This window comes from Halorientalis brevis (genome assembly GCF_023077655.1).
Genome location: NZ_JALLGV010000009.1, coordinates 168,042 through 184,667, shown reverse-complemented (window position 1 = coordinate 184,667; position 16,626 = coordinate 168,042). Strand labels below are relative to the sequence as shown.

The window sequence follows — 16,626 nt, the reverse complement described above, 5'->3', positions numbered from 1 at the left end:
CGGACATCGACGGAGCGTTCGAAGAGCCCTGCACCACAGTCCGAACACGGGAGGTCTGTTTCGTGTATCATGGATTCACTCGTTTCGAGGGGTGTGACCCATTTCCGCCAGAGAGACCTGGTGCCCGCCGCGGGACGCACTTTCATCCGGCACGCACGTTTCAGAGCGCTGCCAAAGAGGACGCTTCCACGAGATGGCGAACAACAGGGCACGCGAAGAAAGGACGGAACTGGACGCCCTGGAACAAGTGGTCCTTCAGACCTCGGCGGTAAATACTCTTCGGCAGATTCTACGGGAAGTGAACGTTCCGTCAACTGAGTGACGATCGGCACCAGTACTTTGTCGCCCACCTGAAATTGTATACGTGAATGCCTTCGACGACTCCCGTTCAGTGTCCAGTCTGTGGGTGGACAGGAGACGCAACCGACCTCGGGACGAACCGCGGCGAGTCAACGTGTCCCGTCTGTGGTGAGACGATCGATTCGTAAGCACCCGTCACCGCTTCTGTGAGAGTGGGACTGAGCTGTGCCGACGGGTTTTAGTCAGCGACGAATTCACACTAGTTGAACACGGTGATCGACGTTTCAGTCGTCGCCGCCTGGCTTGTCCTCTGTCTGGGACTTGGGCTAGCCGGTGGCATCATCGCGCTGGGGGTCCTCCCGCTGCTCGGACGATACGCCGTAGCGTTCGGACTTCCGGTTGCATTGTTCGTACTCGGTCTCGTCGGATTGTGGTTCGGACATCTGTCGATCACCGCTGGACTGTGGGTCGGCATTGCGCTCTTGCTCCTGAGTTCGCTCGTAGTGGTTCGATGCGGCGAGTGGTACGAACAGTTCCGTCGAGGAATGCCAGCCTTCGGTGTGTTTGGCGTTTCTTTCCTGTTTTTGCTCGCACTCCGGGTACTGGACCCTGCCGTCGATCCGGCCAGCGGTGAGAAGTTCCTGAATTTCGGACTCCTGCAGGCACATCTGCGAGCCGACGTCCTTCCGGCTGAAGACATCTGGTTCGCTGGCGAACCATTCAGCTACTACTATGCTGGGCATTTCGTTGCCTCACTCCTCGCTCGACTCACGGGAACAGCAGCTCGATACGCCTACAATCTCTCGTTGGCGACGTTCTATGCCACACTGGTAACGGCGTCGTACGGGCTCACCGGGGCGATCGGGAAGCGGTGGAACGCCGGCACTGCAGCCGCACTGATGGGCGCCTTCTTCGCTGGCTTCGCGAGCAACCTGTTGACCGTTTCTCGACTCCTCGTCTGGGCACTGCCTGATTCGATCGCGTCTCTGCTCGGTGATGGAACGGTGTCGGAATTTGCGCTCTCACCGGGTTCGTTCCACTACTGGTCAGCCAGCCGAATCGTCCCGACTCTGATCAGCGAGTTCCCGCTGTTTGCGTATCTGAACGGCGACCTCCATGCACACATGCTTGCGATGCCGTTCGAGCTGCTCGCTGTCGCCTGTCTCTATGCATACTTCTGCACTGATAGTTCGCAGCGACGGTACAGACAGGTATTACTGTTCGGTGTCATTCCGGCTGTCTCTGGATTCGTCGCAGCGACGAACGCCTGGTCGGTGCCTGTTATCGCTGGGTTGACGTGGCTGACGGTGTACTTCAGGCCTTCATCGCTGGGGACACTTGGACCTGGCCGGGAATGGATCTCTGTTCCGTTCAACGACTCTCGATTCCCCGCTGTGTCTCGAACGTGGGGGCGACTCCTCGGCTCGTCACTCGTGGTCGGCGTTGTACTCGTGCTTGCCGTAGTGTGGTCGCTGCCGTTCTGGCACGTGTCCGAAACGTCCGGGATGGCACTCGGTGTCTTCCCCGCTCGAAGTTCGTTGGGTGCACTGCTGTTGATTCACGGGCCGTTCCTGGCCGTCCTGGTGCCCTCCCTTCTTTCTCGCCTGTCACCCGGCGTGAGTACTTACACGACAGCAACGATGATCGGGATGGTAATTGCGGCGGGCGGCGTTCTCTTTCCGACGTACGCTGCTGTCGTGCTCTTCGGAACGTTGGCAGTCGTCGTTTGGCGCGGTCTCGAACGGACACAGCGAGGGGAACACACCGATCTCGGGTTTGAAACGCTCCTCGCCTTTGCGGGTTTCAGTTTAATCGTCTTGGTGGAACTCGTCTATCTCCGGGAACCCGCAAAGCCCGGCCGGTTCAACACGTTCTACAAGACGTACGCCCAGATCTGGGTGCTCTTCAGTGTGGCCGCTGGTGTCGTCGTTGGTCGGTTCGTCACGAGTCGTCGAGCCATCGATCTCACGCCGGTGTCGAATACTGTTGTCCGCGGATTGGTAGTGGCAGTCCTCCTCATCTCAACGGGTGTCTACGGTATGGGTGCGGTCCACCAGTGGACAACCGCTGAAAATGACGCTGTCCGATCACCGGACGAACCGACGCTTGATGCGTTGGCCTTCGCCGAACAGCGGTATCCGGACCAGATGGCCGCCATCGAATGGCTCGATAACCGGTCAGGAACACCAACCATCATCAGTGTCCCAGGCGCGTACATTTGGCGAGAGTATCGATGGGTCAATGCACCATCGAGTCTTACCGGCGTGCCGACGGTTGCCGGGTGGGCTCATGAATCAGCATATCGAGGTGCAGATACGTACTGGAACCGCGTTGATGACGTCGGCCTCATGTTTAACGGTAGTCGAAAGACACAGTCCCGTCTTCTCGCGCATTACGAGGTGCAATACATCTTTTATGGACCGCTCGAACGGGAGCGATATGGGGCCACTCTGTTCTCAAACAGGACGGCCGTGCGTGAAGTGTATGAAAACGACGCTGTAACTATCTATCGGGTGAACCAGACACGCCTCACTGACCGGCTAGCAGCGGATACTTCGGCGACTTCGAACTGACCCAACACGGTACTCAATTGACGTGTAGAACCCCAGTGCAATGCGCGACTTCGCAACCAGAATTCACACCAGTCGGAAGGTCTCGAGATTGCGTGGAGCGACTGTCCGGAGATTGAGTTTCCGATAGAGTGCAGACGAGAGCTGATCCGTCGCCCGCTCGTCGCCGTGGACACACAGGATTTCTTCGGGCCGTGGGTTCATCGAGCGGACGAAGTTTTCGAGTCCGTTTCGGTCCGAGTGCCCGGAGAAGCCACTCACTGATTCGACATCGAACCGGAGCTCTACCCGATCAGCCCCTCCGCGTCCCTTATCGAGCGTGATCTCCCGCTGTCCAGACTGGATCTGGCGGCCCAAGGTTCCATCCGCTTGGTAGCCGACGAACACGAGCGTGTTCTTCGGGTCCGGAGCGAGCAGTTCCAGCCACGACATGATCGGCCCGCCGGTCACCATCCCCGACGTCGAGAGGATGATGCACGGCTCGCCGCTGGCAATGTCTTCGCGCATCTCTTCGCCGCCGTCGACCTGCTGGAACTGGTCGGCGAGGAACGGGTTGTCGTCCTCGTGGAGGATCCGTTGCTTGAGGCCATCCCGGAGGAATTCCGGATACGCCGTGTGGATGGCCGTCGCTTCGCGGATCATCCCGTCGAGATAGATCGGCATCGTCGGAATCGTCCCCTCGCGCATCCCCTCCTCGAGGACGAGCATCATCTCCTGGGAACGGCCGACGGCGAACGACGGAACGACGACTTTCCCACCTTTGTCGTGGGTCTCCGATATCAGTTCGTACAACCGGCGTTCGCTGTCCTCTTGGTCGGTCTGGTAATCGCCGTCCTGTCCGTACGTCGATTCCATGAACAGCGTTTCGACCCGCGGGAAGTCGTTCGACGCGCCGTTGAACAGGCGCGTATCTCGGTAGTGAATGTCTCCTGAAAACACGACGTTGTAGAGGCCGTCCCCGATGTGGAAGTGCGCGACGGCACTCCCGAGGATATGGCCCGCATTGTGGAGTGTCAGCTTGATATCCGGCGCGATGTCGGTGACGTCGCCGTAATCGAGCGTGATCGTGTGTTTGAGTGCTTCTCGCACCATCTCGCTCTCGTATGGCGCGACTCGCCCTTCTTTGACGGCGACGTCGAGATAGTCGAGTTGGAGCAGACCCATGAGATCGCGTGTCGGAGCCGTCGTGTAGATCGGGCCGTCGTAGCCGTACTTGAACAGGAGCGGGAGCAACGCGCTGTGGTCGAGATGGGCGTGCGTGAGGACGACGGCGTCGAGGTCGGCGATCGGGTTTGCCTCGGGCACCTGCAGATAGGGAACCTCTCCTTCGGCACCGGGCTTGTCGCCGCAGTCGATGAGCACCCGTGTCTCCGGCGTGCTGAGAATGAAACTCGCCCGGCCGACCTCACGACAACAACCCAGCGTCGTGACGCGAACCCACTCGGTGTCTTGTGAGGGTGTTCGGTAAATTCGCTTGCCGATGTCTTCGAGTAGTTCCTGGCGTTCTGCCCGTTCCTGCGTCAGGAACGAGCGGACGTTCGCCACTGTCGAGGATTCGATCGGCGGCGTTCGGAGGACTTCCGGCGTCCAGCCGACGTCTTCTGTGATTTCCTGGAGCGTGCTCGCCCGGCGTCCGATCGCCATCCCCGGTTTTTCGGCTTCCAGCAGTACTTCGCCAGTGTCGGGATAGAACTCGATGTTCGTAATCCCGGCATCATCGGGAACGATGTCCAGAATGCGCGATCGCGCGTCGTCCGGTGAGAGCCGACTCTCTGCTGTCGGTCGAATCGTGATCCGCTTTCGGAACGTACTCGCGAGGTGACCGATGATATCGCCACGCTCAGCGAACTTTCGGGGCGTCTCGGTGTAGATAATAAGCCGTGGGCCTTCGAACGTTACACGAGAGACCGAAAGTGCGTCCGGAATTTCGTCGACAATCTCGTCTCGAATGCTCGTCAAGTCGGTTATGTTCGTCGTCATATCGTGAAAGGGTATCGTGGTGCATCAGTCGAAAGAACGGTAAACAGACGCTCTGTATCCCCTGCGTACTCTTTCGGCGAAAGAGTCGCCGACTCGTGAGAGCCGGCGACCGGGAAAGAGCAGTGGAAGTCCGCGCCAGCGGAACGGAATCGTTCCCGGGGAGTGCGGGAGTTACTCACGATCTCCCCGTAGTGGCGCTCGGACCTACCCTCAGCCAATACGGCCTCATTGGGCACTGGCCATGGGCGCTGCCGACGACGTCACCACAGCAGCAATGATCTGCTTACCTGAAGCTCCTAGGTCCGGCAACTTAACAGTTCGGATAGGAGTTATCGTACTGTCAACTCCTCTATGTGATGTCAGCAGTCGATGAAACGTTCAATTTTGCGGTCTGTGTTCGCCTCACCAGTGAGGAGTGGTTACCCCTCTGAGCCCCAGTTTCTATTAATAGATTGACTGTCGTGACAAGTTCGTCTACAGTGATCGGTTTCTGTAGCCGTGCTGAATACATAGTGCGAATCCAGCAACAAGCGTCTGAGAAAGCACCAAGATACTCGAAGTCACTCGGCGGTGACAATCAAAATATCGTGAAGGACAGGCGGGAATTCCATTTGACCAGAAGTATAAGACAGACCAACGAAATCCACAATTCAACGCCATTTGAGGTGGTGGACTCGACACCCGAAAACACGTTCTCATCCAAGCAATCCTGTGAGCGGACTGTTTGAGGAACTTTAGCCTCTCTTATGAAATCTATCTACCAATATTATATATTGAAAAACATCTTGGTAATATAGATTTACAATTATATACCACTAAGGCTGTTGCTGATACAAACCCAACACCATCTATTGATATAGGCGGATATTATCAGCTTTCAAATGGAGAAACTAACTACCTCATCTCGTCGATGAAAGATCAGACACGCCGACGCGTGCTTCAGAGCACTGGCATTGCACTGACCGCCGGCTTCGCGGGCTGTAGCTCGAATGATTCTAGTGATAGTTCTGGTGGCGACTCCGGTTCGAATGGGGACTCGCCGGGCAACAATTACGAACCGGTCACGTTCATCGAGACGCCGGCTGAAACCCCGGGAGACACGGAGGAGATGTGGGAACCGTTCAGAGAGCACGTTCGGTCCGAGGTCAACGAAGCCGATTTCAACGTCGAATTCTCGGACAGCACCTCGGCGATCATGCAGGCCTTACTCAATAATCAGGGAGAGATGACGCGTAGCGACGTGGCTCTGCTCGCCAACCCGGACGAGTTCGACGTCGTCGGTATCGTGGAGGAAGGTGGTGCAGCGGTGTACTTCTCGGCGCTCGCCACCCTTCCGGACTCCGACATCGAGGAGACCACAGACATCGAGGGCAAGAGCATCGCGTTCGCCGACCGGCCATCGAGCAGCGGGTCGTTGTATCCTAATTACATGCTCCAGAAGGCCGGTCTCGACCCCGGTGAGGCCCCGTACGGTGATTCTGTCGACTACAACGCCATCTACACGGGTAGTCACAGAAACGCCGTCAAAACGCTCATCAACCGAGACGACGTCGTCGCCTGTGGCTGTGACATCGCAGTCCTCCTGAACCACATCCCGGAAGACCAGTGGCCGGAACGGGTCCGCGAACGGTCCGGTCGGTGGAACGACGACGTCGGAACGGAGTCGCCCGAACTGGAACTGGTGGAAGCGTCGACCTCGCTCCCCTTCTCCCCGATCATCGCGCGCAGCAACTGGGAACACCCGCTGCGGTCCGACATCGAGGAGGCGATCGTCTCGATCGACGACGGGACGCTTCGAAAGCCCGACGGGGACGTCGAAAACCCGCTTACGGCAGTCGAACCGGCCACCATCGAAGATTACCAGCCGGTCATTGACGTCATCAATACGCTGGACGTCGATCTGGGCAATTAATTCCTCTCCATGACCCTACGTGTCGAGAATCTAACCAAGCGATACGGTGAGACGACGGCTTTGTCCGAGGTCTCTTTCGAGATCCCTGACGGGAACTTCGCCGTCGTGCTCGGAGAGTCCGGGGCCGGCAAGTCGACGCTGTTGCGGATCCTCAATGGGTTGACCGAACCGACCGCAGGCAGCGTGTACCTCGATGGCGAGGAGATCACCAACTCTCGGTCGGACATCGGGATGGTGTTCCAACAGCACAACCTTGTCGAAGAGCTGAGTGCCTACGGCAACGCCTTGACCGGGACACTCAACCGAACGGGGTTCTTTCGGAGTCTGATCAACCGTCAGCCCGTCGACGATCGGGAACTCGCGCTGGAGGCCTTGGAGACGGTCGGGCTGCTCGGTGAGGCTGGCCAGAAAGTAGGCAGCATGAGCGGTGGACAGCAACAGCGCGTCGGGATCGCCCGCGCGCTGGTGCAAGAACCAGCTCTCCTGCTCGCTGACGAACCCGTCGCGAGTCTGGACCCCTCGAGTGCCGAGACGGTGATGGAGTATCTCCGGGAGACGGCCGAAACCCGCAACCTCACGACCCTGGCGAGCCTCCATCAGATAAATATCGCTCGTGAGTTCGGTGAGCAGTTTATCGGCATAAAGAGCGGAGAAGTGGTGTTCGACGGACCGCGCGAGGAGTTGACGAGTGAGATGCTGGAAGAGATCTATGGTCACATCGAGACCGACGACCTTCGTCAGGGAACTGAAACCGACGAGATGAGTGAACCCATCCAGACAGCAGACAAGGGCATCGGGACCGAACAATGAGTGCGGATTCCGACTCCATGGTCGAGCGGTTCCGTTCACGATACCTCGAGGATAGCCAAGGGGAATCTGCGGTCAAACAGCAGCACGCCGCACTGAAACGAAAACGGCTGATACGGCGTCTCTCACAATCGGTTTTGGTCGTCTTCATTGCGGTGCTGTTGGTCTGGTCGCTGGACATGGCCGGGTTCTGGACGGAAGAGTGGCTCCAGTACTGGCCGGAGTTCGTCACGGCGCTCACACAGTACTTCCCGCTGACGGCGTATTTCGATCTCGTTCCATTCGTCGACGTCGGCCAGTACTACCAATTCTGGGTCGAAGAAAAGCTGGTCGGGGAAGCCGGAATCACGCTAGCCATCGCCCTCGCAGGCACCATCATGGGGGCGCCGCTGGCACTCTTGTTGGGCATCCTCGGCAACGAGCGGGTGACGCCGTTCCCAATCAACTTCATATTCCGGGGGATAATGAGCATCATTCGCTCCATTCCGTCGCTCGTCTGGGCCCTTATATACGTCCCGCTGGGCGGAATCTCCCCGGTAACCGCGACTCTCGCCATCGGGACGGATACCATCGGAGAACTGGGTCGACTGCTCACTGACGAACTCGAAGAGATAGATGACGGACCCATCGAAGGGGTCAGGAGCACCGGGGCCAACAAGCCACAGGTAATCACGTTCGGGATGATCACCCAGATCGTTCGACCGTTCATCGCCTGGGCGATGTTCATCCTGGAAAATAACGTCCGGTCCGCGGTCGGCCTCGGAATCATCGGTGCTGGGGGTCTGGGCGTGACGTTGTCGATCGAGCAGCAGACGTTCAAGTTCACCAATATGATGGCGACGATCATGTTCATCGTTCTGTTGGTCCTCTCGGTCGAGATGATCAGTCAACGAACACGGTCGTACCTTCGTGGAGATGACGACGAAGAACAGTTGAGCCTCTACCAACTCATCGTTGGCTTCCCGGAACGGATGTCAAACTCACTACTCAAGTAGAAATACCTAATCCGTGCTACTATCTACCTGTATTTTCCGTTCTGAGGTGTGCTTCGGACACAGGCACGTGACTTGAGAAAAACCAGACTTCCTGGAACCAAAGTTAGCCGTAGTTATTGACCTTGATACATGAGATGGTTGTGAAAGGTCACACCGAGCAGGCTCAAACATGACCAGATGGTGAGCAGAACGCAGTCGATGCGAAACTGGAGGCGTTCGAGGCGTTCGTCACCCGGGTATCGGACCTGCCGACTGAGTCACTGCCCTCCACATCACCTGGGGTCACAGCCACGGCGAGTCCTCACTTTTCGAACGAATCAGCGTTTGAGGAGCAGTGTCGTACGGTTCGCAGGATTTTCGACGAGACGATCCGACCGCACAGCGTTGCTGATATCGATGGGACAGAATCGTTGCTTGCGACGATTCAGACCGGACTCACAGATTCGATAGCGGTCGCGATAGCGTCAGCGACAGAAACGTCATTTTCGCCGGACCTCAATCGAATGATCGTCGCGGAGGCGAACACTCGACAAGCGGAATTAGAAGTCCTCTGTCTGGTATTCGATAAAGAAATGATACAACTGAAGAGTGCCAGGAGCATCGTTGACGACATCACTGCCTGGCTAGCCGACGCGAATGAAACACCGCTGACCGACCTCGGCTTTGAGGCGCTCCAACACCGCCACGAAACACTGGCTGACCATCGCGACCGGTGTGAGAAATTGGCCTGCCAGCGTCAAGTATCCCTAGAAGAGACTACAACTAAGAAAATTAAAACTAAAATCCAACACTGGAGTCTCGTTTTATACATCTATCAGGAATTCTCGAGTAGTTATCCGTTATTGTCAACTGTCACCCGTCTTGATGACACATGCAAAGAGCGTCAGCGAGTGGTTCGCAGGCATCTGGTCTAGAGAGCCTGACCTCTCATGGGGTTTTCCACTTCTACGGGCAGGATAGGACCTGTTTGCAAAATACACCCTCCTATGGAACTCGGAATCATCCTTGAGACGAACGACCCTGAGCGCGTCTGGAATGCCTTCCGTTTGGCAAATACGGCACTCGATGCGGACCATTCGGTCGAAGTCTTCCTCCTCGGGGATGGCGTCGAGGCACCAGACCTCGACCACGAGAAGTTCAATCCACACGGCGTGATGCTCAAATACGCCCAAAACGGCGGCAAACTCTTTGCTTGCGGGACGTGTCTCGATTCCCGCGATCTCGACGCAGACGACCTCAGACCCCGGGCTTCGATGGACGACTACCTCCGCATCGTGGAGGACGACGAGAAGGTGCTCACTATCGGATAGCCAGACAGCAAATCCTGGCGAGGCCCTCGCAGCTTAATCGGCAGCCTGTTCGGTCTGTCGTGTCTTTTCGACCTGCAACGGATCTCCCGTCGTTGTCGCGGTGACCAGTCGCAAGAACTGCCCCGCGTTCGTGAGGAGTTTGTTCTCCGCTTTCCGGAGGTGTTCTTCGTACGTCGACCGCGCGACGGCAGTTTTGTCGGCCAGATCCCGGAGTGACGTCTTCCGGGGCTGTTCGTAGTAGCCGCTTTCTAGGGCCAATCGGAGTGCTGCCAGTTGCCGCTCGGTCACGTCCTCGAACAGCTGATCGACCGGGGCGAGCATACTGTGTGGAATCTGTTGTTCAGTGATTTCGGTTTTCGAGAGGACCTCGATGTCACGGTCAGCCTCCAGATCCTGCAGAAGTGCTCGGACGTCGCTCTCGTCGAAGGCGATCACCGAGTAGTGCTCCCATCCCTGGCGGTGAATCGTCGGCGGCTGGTACAGACAGTTGTACTCCTCGAAGCGCTCGATGATGGAGTCCTCCAGCGAACAGAGACAGGACTGGGTGACGACGTGGAGCCCGGATTCGTCGACTGACTCGTGAAGAATCGTTCCGAGTTGATCGATTTCGTCGAGGAGTTGATCGGTCGGCGCTCCTGGTGCTGTGAGTTCGATCACCTGGCAGTCGCTCAGATACCACTCGCGAATCGTGAGATCCGGATAGTGCTCCGAAATCTCTCGATACGGACATTCGTGTTTGACCCGGAACGAGGCCTCGTAGAGACTCATACGCGTGTAGATGGATTAGAGCGGATTAACGGTACCGGCCATGTCCGGCAGCACCTATATTCTCGTACTGTTCTTACGAGTGACCACACATGTCGGAGATTAGTCCTGAGACGCTCAGTGACCGATTGCAGGACGACGGAGGCGACTTGCTCGTGGTCGATATTCGCCACGAAGGGGAGTACGACGACTGGCACGTCCCGGACAGCATCAACGTGGATCTCTACGACGAGTTGAAGGACGATGCTGACACAGCACAGGATGCTCTCGGAGACCTTCCTGAAGAGCAAGAGATCGTGACAGTCTGTGGTGCGGGTGCCGTTGCCGAGACCGCGACTGAACTCCTCGAAGAGATGGACTACGACGCGGCGACGCTGGCGGACGGATTGAACGGCTGGAGCCGTGTCCACCGACATGCGGAAGTGCCCGCCGATCTCGATGGCACGCTCATTCAGGTCGCACGTCCGGGGAAGGGCTGCCTCTCGCACGTTCTCGTTTCGGACGGGGAAGCAGCGATCTTCGACCCCTCTCACTACCTTGAGGAGTACGAGGCGATTCTCGCCGACTACGACGCAGCGTTGGTCGGCGTCTTCGACACGCACGCCCACGCCGACCACGTCTCCGGTGCGGCGGACCTCGCAGAACAGCACGACGTCCCGTACTACCTCCATCCGAAGGATGCGCTGGCGCTCGACGCCACCCCGATTGAGGATGGGCAAACCGTCACGGTCGGCAAACTCGACGTCGAGGTGATTCACACCCCTGGACACAGCGAGGGAAGTGTCTCGTTCGATGTCGACGGTGCAGCACTGATTACCGGCGATACGCTCTTCCACGAGAGCGTGGGCCGGGTCGAACTCGGCGTCGAAGCCGGCATCGAAGACTCCGACGTGGAGGAGAACGCTGCGACGCTCTACGAGAGCCTCCAGCGACTGCTCGACCGCCCTGACGACGCCGTCGTCCTCCCGGCGCACGACCCTGGCTCACCAGAACCCCCGGTGACCGCGACCCTCGGTGACGTCAAAGAACGGAACGAGGATCTCAGACGCGACCGCGATGAATTCGTCCAAGAGCTTGCGTCGGATATTCCAGATCATCCGCCGAACTTCGAGCGCGTCAAACGGACGAACGTGGGCCAGGAATCGGTCCCTACCGACGAACTGGCCGAGTTAGAACTGGGTCCGAACAACTGTGCTGCGGAGTAATCCATGAGTACGGCAACAGATCTCACACAGGGAATCCGTGAACACCTCGGCCAGTTCTCGCTGCACGTCCTGCTCGTGTTCGCGACGGGGCTGACCATCGGCTCCGAACGCGCAGTCGTGCCCGTCCTCGGCGAGGAGGTACTCGGCGTGAAGTCGTTCCTCGTCATCGGCTCGTTCGTCGTCTCCTTTGGCTTCGTCAAGTCCATCCTCAACCTCTACGCCGGGAAATGGGGCGAGGAGTACGGCCGCAAGCCGGTGCTCATCCTCGGGTGGGCGACGGCACTGCCGCTGCCCCTCATCCTCATCTTCGCGCCGAGTTGGGGGTGGATCACGGCCGGGAACGTCCTGCTGGGCATCAACCAGGCGCTGACCTGGAGCATGGCGATCAACGCGAAGATCGACCTCGCAGGGCCAGACCAGCGCGGGCTTGCAGTTGGAATCGACGAGGCGTTCGGCTACACTGGCGTCGCCGCCGGTGCCTGGATCACGGGCGTCATCGCTGCACGGACGAGTCTCCGACCCGAGCCGTTCTACTTCCTCGCAGCGGTGGTCGTGCTGGCGTTCCTCATCTCGATCTTCCTGATCAAGGAGACCGTCCAGTACGCGGAGGCCGAGGGTGACGACGACCACCACGATGCGAACCTGCCGTTCATGGATGTACTGAAGCGAGCGACCTACGGGGACAAGACGTTGTTCGCGGCGGCCCAGGCTGGGCACATCGAGAACTTCGTGGACACGCTGTTCTGGATCGCCGTCCCACTGTATCTGACGAGCCAGGGCCTCGGCATCGAAGCCGTCGGTGTCGTCGTCGGGGTTCACAGTGCGATGTATTTCTCCCAGATCGCGACCGGCGGCCTCGCCGACCGAATCGGGCGTCGCCCGCCGGTTATCGCCGGCATGTTCCTGGCAGGTGGCGGTGTCCTCGGGATGGTTCTCGTCGAGGGATACCTTCCGTGGGCAATCTTCGCCGCCGTCTCCGGCCTTGGAATGGCGCTCCTCTATCCCAACCTGATGACCGTGCCCGGCGACGCCGCCCACCCGACCTGGCGATCTGCGGGCATGGGTGTCTACCGGATGTGGCGTGACTCCGGCTACGGCGTCGGCGCAATCCTGATCGGCCTCGCAATGCAGTTTGTGAACGCCGAAGCCGCGTTCTACATGACCGCCATCCTCATGTTCGTTTCCGGGGCTATCGTGTACGTCTGGATGGAAGAAACCCATCCTGACTTCGGCACCCACGAGCCACCCGCACCTGCTCCGGAACAGACAGCCCGGACGGTTCCGCAAGACTAGCTCTGCAGTCCCCTATTTTCATGGGAACCTGCTGTATCCACGTATTCCCGTCCCCAATTTGAACAATATCTGAGACAACCGTCTGCTGGATAGACGTTATGTGGCTCTCGACTCTTAATGGTATGTGTCCAGCTTCGGCGGGCGATTCATCTCTGCCCTACTCGCTCACCACAACTGCGTTCGCTCCTTGCGGCCGGAGGCTTCTCGCCCGAATCAGCTAATTGTGATTACGCCGACACTGATCCCGTGGAGTGGTCCGAAGGGCTCGTCGGGTTCAAGCCGACGTCGGTATTCGACATCTCCCAAATCGAGGGCGAGCCACTGCCCGAGCGACATACGGACAGTACAGTCAGCATGCGCAGTGGCCTGCAATCCACGCCGGATCGTGAGTTAACACATATATCCGCCACCCGTGCATTGCTACGTAACATGCAATTCTGTGACGAGTGTGGTTCGATGATGCACACGGAGGGCGACACGTGGGTGTGTCGCTCCTGTGAGAACGAGGAGCCGCGCGACTCGCAAGCGGAAGCGGCGATGGCGATCCAGGATGGACAGCGGGACGACGGCGCACCCGCCGTGGCCGACGCGACCCAGGGCGCCACCGAGACGATGCAGGAGCCCTGTCCGGCGGACGACTGCGACAGCGACCGGGCCGACTACGAGATGCTGCCGAAGCCGGGCGGCTCCTACGAGGTGCGGCTGTTCACCTGCGTCGAGTGCGGCCACAAGTGGCGCGAGTCCTGACGGCGCATCTCACGAATTCCGCGGCTACTGAGCGGCTGGTTCAACGTCTCCAGCACGAACGAACAGCAGCTGCCGTGCTGCATGCGGCCTCTATCGGTCATGGCGATTTCACCATGGCTGGAAACACCTCCGTTAGAATGGATGGGTACGTTCGCTAATACCTCTACCAGGAACTACAGCAGGTGCCCATGCTCCAGTGGCAGACGGTGGCTCAATCGCGCTCCGTGCAAAGTGTGGTGGCTGTCACTCCGGCAATGATTGACGTTTGGTGACGTAGAGGGAGTAGGCGACGAGACAGAAGCCAATGGCTGTCAACGTGTTTTCGACGACGAGCGCGGTCGCGCTGTCGACCCGCAGGAGTTGATCGACCACCCCCGCGAGTAACGACCCGAAGGTGATGATGCCAAACCCGACCGCAAGGACCGACAGGCCGTCGATCTCGGTTCGCTGCGAGGCTTTCACGGCGAGGTACGTGATGAGACCGCCGACGACGAGCGTCACCGTCTTCAGAGCGATGACGACGAGTGGGATGTGGTCGCTCATAATTGCTCACTCAGAAGGGTCCAGAACCTGCCCAGTCGCTCCTCCGCCGACTCCGGTTCGCGGAGCAGATTCGGTTCGAACGAGTCGCTCCCTTCGAGCGCCACGAACACGCCCGAACAATTCCGGACGTAGGCCGTCGTGTGATGTCCATCCGTTCGAACGTTCGTCCGTTCCTCGACCAGGTCGGCCGCGACGAGGTGGTCCAGTTTTCGGTAGCAACTCGTCTGGGGAAGTTCACACGCGGCGATGATCTCCTGTGCCGTCATCGGTTCGGTGAGTCTCTCCAAGATGGTGCGGCACTCCGGGTCAGCGAGCGCCTCGAAGACAGCCTGTTCGTCGATATCGTCGTTTGTCACGTGGGGGACCTCCTGTCTGGATGCACCCGACAGGGCATCGGTGACAGCCGTCCTCGCGGACAGCGTGAATGTGGACGGTGCATCGATGGGTTCCCGCTGTGTGGACGGTCGTGGAGGGACAGTCACAGCGGCAGGGGCTGGGCTACGTTCTGTGCGTCCGGTGATGTCGCACTCTCAATATAAATCGGGGGCGATTCTTTCCAGAATCTGGAAATCGGGATCCGGCTTTTCGGTCGGGCAGGGCGTACACCAAGCCGCAATGGAACGGTCCCCCAAACGCAGACGGTTCCTCAAGAGTACCGCCGTCATCGGGATTGCGGCGAGTGCTGGCTGTCTCTCGGCTGGACAGTCCAGTTCCGACGGCCCCGCCACCGATGATGAAACGCCTGCGAGTGGTGATCGTACATCACCGACTGCTGACCCCACCGCAACGGCCGAGTCACTCACGCCGCCGGACGACCTCGACGAGTGGCTCGCTGACGCTAATGGCTACACCGGCAGACCCGCTCGATTCGGCGCCGGGGACCGCCCGACCATTCGGGTGGGTGAACCGGTCGACGATGCACTGGCGTTTGCACCGGCAGTCATCGAAGTGCCACCTATGACCAAGGTCCGCTGGGACTGGACCGGGCATGGCGGCCAGCAAAACGTCGTAGCGCTCGACGGCACGTTCGACAGCGGCCGGACGAACGCGCAAGCCGGCACGGAGTACCACTACGTGTTCGAGGACACTGGCGAGTACCCTTTCGTCTCCGAACCACACCGTGATGAGGGGATGAAAGGCGCGGTGATCGTCAGGGAACCACCGTCGACCGGCAACGAAACCGTCGATATGTGGCTCCGGGATGCCGACAACTTCGAGGGTGAGATCGCTGATCGAACCGATGCAGGAACCGTGACGATCGAGACCGGCACGGAGCTGAATAACGGCTACTTCGGGTTCGAGCCACCAGTCCTGAAGATCTCGTCGGGGACGAGAGTCGAGTGGAACTGGAGTGGCGTTGCTCCACACAACGTCGTGTTCCAGAACGCGGATATCCACTCGGGGAAAGTTCGTGACGACGCCGGCGTTCACTTCCAGCACACCTTCGAGGAGTCCGGGACTTATCGGTATGCCTGTCAGCCGCATCGTGGGCTGGGTGAGAAAGGGGCAATCATCGTCGAGTAGGTGTTCACGCGTCGACGGTGGTCGTCTCGCCGCTCGATTCTTCTCTCTTGCCTCGATCGCCGACAACAAGAGGACGGCCCTCCTAGTTGCTTGGCCTTCGCAGGAGGTGAACTCGGCCCATCTCGGTGGGTGAGGACGGCACTTCACTCCGGATCTCGAGTCAGCAGTCTGGACTGTGAGCTACTGCTCTGCCTGTCGAACTGCTGGTTGGTATGTGACGATCCCGTCTCCGGTGTCCAACGCGCCTTCATATAACGGTTTGACCATGAATCCCTCGTCGGCGTCATACTCGGTCCCAAGTCCGTACTCGCTCGCCCGTTCGAAGCCGAAACGGGAATAGTATCCTGGGTCCCCCAGAACGACCACCGCGTCAACGCCGACCTTCCGACACTCTTCTAGCCCTCGCTGGATCAGCGACGAGCCGACTCCCTCGTTTTGCGTCGCCGGTCGGACGCCGATCGGGGCTACCCCGACCGGATCGACATCCGCTCCCAGATTTTCTGCGCGCGCTGGAGAAAACAGGACGTGGCCTCCGATTCGGTCGTCTTCGACTGCCACGAGCGAGACGACGGCCTTGTCAGCGTCGTGTAGTCGCTGTACGATGTGCGATTCGTCCGCCCGTCAAATGCACGTCGATGGACCTCGAAGACTGTCTCAGCATCACCAGCAGTGAAC

At 59.0% G+C, this 16,626-nt stretch carries 14 protein-coding genes and 1 pseudogene; 10 read left to right on the top strand and 5 right to left on the bottom strand.

Annotated elements, in window-relative coordinates; all coding sequences use genetic code 11:
- The first annotated feature begins 572 nt into the window (after positions 1 to 572).
- Positions 573 to 2,873, top strand: coding sequence for a DUF2298 domain-containing protein (locus tag MU553_RS20725; protein ID WP_247381364.1), 2,301 nt, complete (start codon positions 573 to 575; stop codon positions 2,871 to 2,873).
- A 63-nt stretch (positions 2,874 to 2,936) separates the two neighbouring features.
- Here MU553_RS20725 and MU553_RS20720 read toward each other — a convergent pair whose 3' ends face one another.
- Positions 2,937 to 4,850: a beta-CASP ribonuclease aCPSF1 gene (locus MU553_RS20720; protein WP_247381243.1), complete on the bottom strand. Its 1,914-nt coding sequence runs from the start codon at positions 4,848 to 4,850 to the stop codon at positions 2,937 to 2,939.
- Positions 4,851 to 5,760: 910 nt separating this feature from the next.
- Here MU553_RS20720 and MU553_RS20715 point away from each other — a divergent pair.
- The 5 genes and pseudogenes from MU553_RS20715 (at position 5,761) to MU553_RS20695 (ending at position 9,874) form a co-directional block, all read left to right on the top strand.
- Positions 5,761 to 6,762, top strand: a complete 1,002-nt coding sequence (locus MU553_RS20715) for a PhnD/SsuA/transferrin family substrate-binding protein (RefSeq protein WP_247381242.1) — start codon at positions 5,761 to 5,763, stop codon at positions 6,760 to 6,762.
- A 9-nt stretch (positions 6,763 to 6,771) separates the two neighbouring features.
- On the top strand, positions 6,772 to 7,572 hold the full coding sequence (phnC, locus tag MU553_RS20710) for a phosphonate ABC transporter ATP-binding protein (protein WP_247381241.1): 801 nt from the start codon (positions 6,772 to 6,774) through the stop codon (positions 7,570 to 7,572).
- The gene (gene phnE / locus MU553_RS20705) at positions 7,569 to 8,564 is read left to right on the top strand and encodes a phosphonate ABC transporter, permease protein PhnE (RefSeq protein ID WP_379815048.1); all 996 of its coding nucleotides are present in this window, start codon (positions 7,569 to 7,571) and stop codon (positions 8,562 to 8,564) included. The genes phnC and phnE overlap by 4 nt, the downstream gene beginning before the upstream one ends.
- A gap of 194 nt (positions 8,565 to 8,758) precedes the next feature.
- A pseudogene (locus tag MU553_RS23895) lies at positions 8,759 to 9,478 on the top strand (DUF7260 family protein); the annotation flags it as partial.
- 72 nt (positions 9,479 to 9,550) lie between these two features.
- A complete protein-coding gene (locus tag MU553_RS20695) occupies positions 9,551 to 9,874 on the top strand; it encodes a DsrE family protein (RefSeq protein ID WP_247381238.1) in 324 nt (107 codons plus the stop codon).
- A 33-nt stretch (positions 9,875 to 9,907) separates the two neighbouring features.
- Here MU553_RS20695 and MU553_RS20690 read toward each other — a convergent pair whose 3' ends face one another.
- Complete coding sequence (locus MU553_RS20690) at positions 9,908 to 10,642, bottom strand: helix-turn-helix domain-containing protein (RefSeq protein WP_247381237.1); 735 nt, start codon at positions 10,640 to 10,642, stop codon at positions 9,908 to 9,910.
- An 89-nt stretch (positions 10,643 to 10,731) separates the two neighbouring features.
- Between MU553_RS20690 and MU553_RS20685 the strand changes: the two genes are divergently transcribed.
- From MU553_RS20685 to MU553_RS20670, 3 genes are all read left to right on the top strand, one after another.
- Positions 10,732 to 11,844 (top strand): MBL fold metallo-hydrolase, encoded by a 1,113-nt coding sequence (locus MU553_RS20685; protein WP_247381236.1) that lies wholly within the window; start codon positions 10,732 to 10,734, stop codon positions 11,842 to 11,844.
- 3 nt (positions 11,845 to 11,847) lie between these two features.
- Complete coding sequence (locus MU553_RS20680; protein WP_247381235.1) at positions 11,848 to 13,137, top strand: MFS transporter; 1,290 nt, start codon at positions 11,848 to 11,850, stop codon at positions 13,135 to 13,137.
- Between the two features lie 429 nt (positions 13,138 to 13,566).
- The gene (locus MU553_RS20670) at positions 13,567 to 13,884 is read left to right on the top strand and encodes an RPA12/RPB9/RPC11 RNA polymerase family protein (RefSeq protein WP_247381361.1); all 318 of its coding nucleotides are present in this window, start codon (positions 13,567 to 13,569) and stop codon (positions 13,882 to 13,884) included.
- A 243-nt stretch (positions 13,885 to 14,127) separates the two neighbouring features.
- On the opposite strand, the gene MU553_RS20665 is transcribed toward MU553_RS20670, so the two are convergent.
- Positions 14,128 to 14,427: a DUF7521 family protein gene (locus tag MU553_RS20665; RefSeq protein WP_247381234.1), complete on the bottom strand. Its 300-nt coding sequence runs from the start codon at positions 14,425 to 14,427 to the stop codon at positions 14,128 to 14,130.
- Positions 14,424 to 14,783 (bottom strand): winged helix-turn-helix domain-containing protein, encoded by a 360-nt coding sequence (locus tag MU553_RS20660; RefSeq protein WP_247381232.1) that lies wholly within the window; start codon positions 14,781 to 14,783, stop codon positions 14,424 to 14,426. The genes MU553_RS20665 and MU553_RS20660 overlap by 4 nt, the downstream gene beginning before the upstream one ends.
- A gap of 259 nt (positions 14,784 to 15,042) precedes the next feature.
- Between MU553_RS20660 and MU553_RS20655 the strand changes: the two genes are divergently transcribed.
- Positions 15,043 to 15,951 (top strand): halocyanin domain-containing protein, encoded by a 909-nt coding sequence (locus tag MU553_RS20655; protein ID WP_247381231.1) that lies wholly within the window; start codon positions 15,043 to 15,045, stop codon positions 15,949 to 15,951.
- Positions 15,952 to 16,131: 180 nt separating this feature from the next.
- On the opposite strand, the gene MU553_RS20650 is transcribed toward MU553_RS20655, so the two are convergent.
- A complete protein-coding gene (locus MU553_RS20650) occupies positions 16,132 to 16,509 on the bottom strand; it encodes a GNAT family N-acetyltransferase (protein WP_247381229.1) in 378 nt (125 codons plus the stop codon).
- Positions 16,510 to 16,626: the final 117 nt, after the last annotated feature.

Bases quoted from the DNA above. Each gene is read 5' to 3' on its own strand.
- MU553_RS20720 (WP_247381243.1), bottom strand. From the start codon at position 4,850: ATGACGACGAACATAACCGACTTGACGAGCATTCGAGACGAGATTGTC.
- MU553_RS20715 (WP_247381242.1), top strand. From the start codon at position 5,761: ATGAAAGATCAGACACGCCGACGCGTGCTTCAGAGCACTGGCATTGCA.
- phnC (WP_247381241.1), top strand. From the start codon at position 6,772: ATGACCCTACGTGTCGAGAATCTAACCAAGCGATACGGTGAGACGACG.
- phnE (WP_379815048.1), top strand. From the start codon at position 7,569: ATGAGTGCGGATTCCGACTCCATGGTCGAGCGGTTCCGTTCACGATAC.
- MU553_RS20695 (WP_247381238.1), top strand. From the start codon at position 9,551: ATGGAACTCGGAATCATCCTTGAGACGAACGACCCTGAGCGCGTCTGG.
- MU553_RS20690 (WP_247381237.1), bottom strand. From the start codon at position 10,642: ATGAGTCTCTACGAGGCCTCGTTCCGGGTCAAACACGAATGTCCGTAT.
- MU553_RS20685 (WP_247381236.1), top strand. From the start codon at position 10,732: ATGTCGGAGATTAGTCCTGAGACGCTCAGTGACCGATTGCAGGACGAC.
- MU553_RS20680 (WP_247381235.1), top strand. From the start codon at position 11,848: ATGAGTACGGCAACAGATCTCACACAGGGAATCCGTGAACACCTCGGC.
- MU553_RS20670 (WP_247381361.1), top strand. From the start codon at position 13,567: ATGCAATTCTGTGACGAGTGTGGTTCGATGATGCACACGGAGGGCGAC.
- MU553_RS20665 (WP_247381234.1), bottom strand. From the start codon at position 14,427: ATGAGCGACCACATCCCACTCGTCGTCATCGCTCTGAAGACGGTGACG.
- MU553_RS20655 (WP_247381231.1), top strand. From the start codon at position 15,043: ATGGAACGGTCCCCCAAACGCAGACGGTTCCTCAAGAGTACCGCCGTC.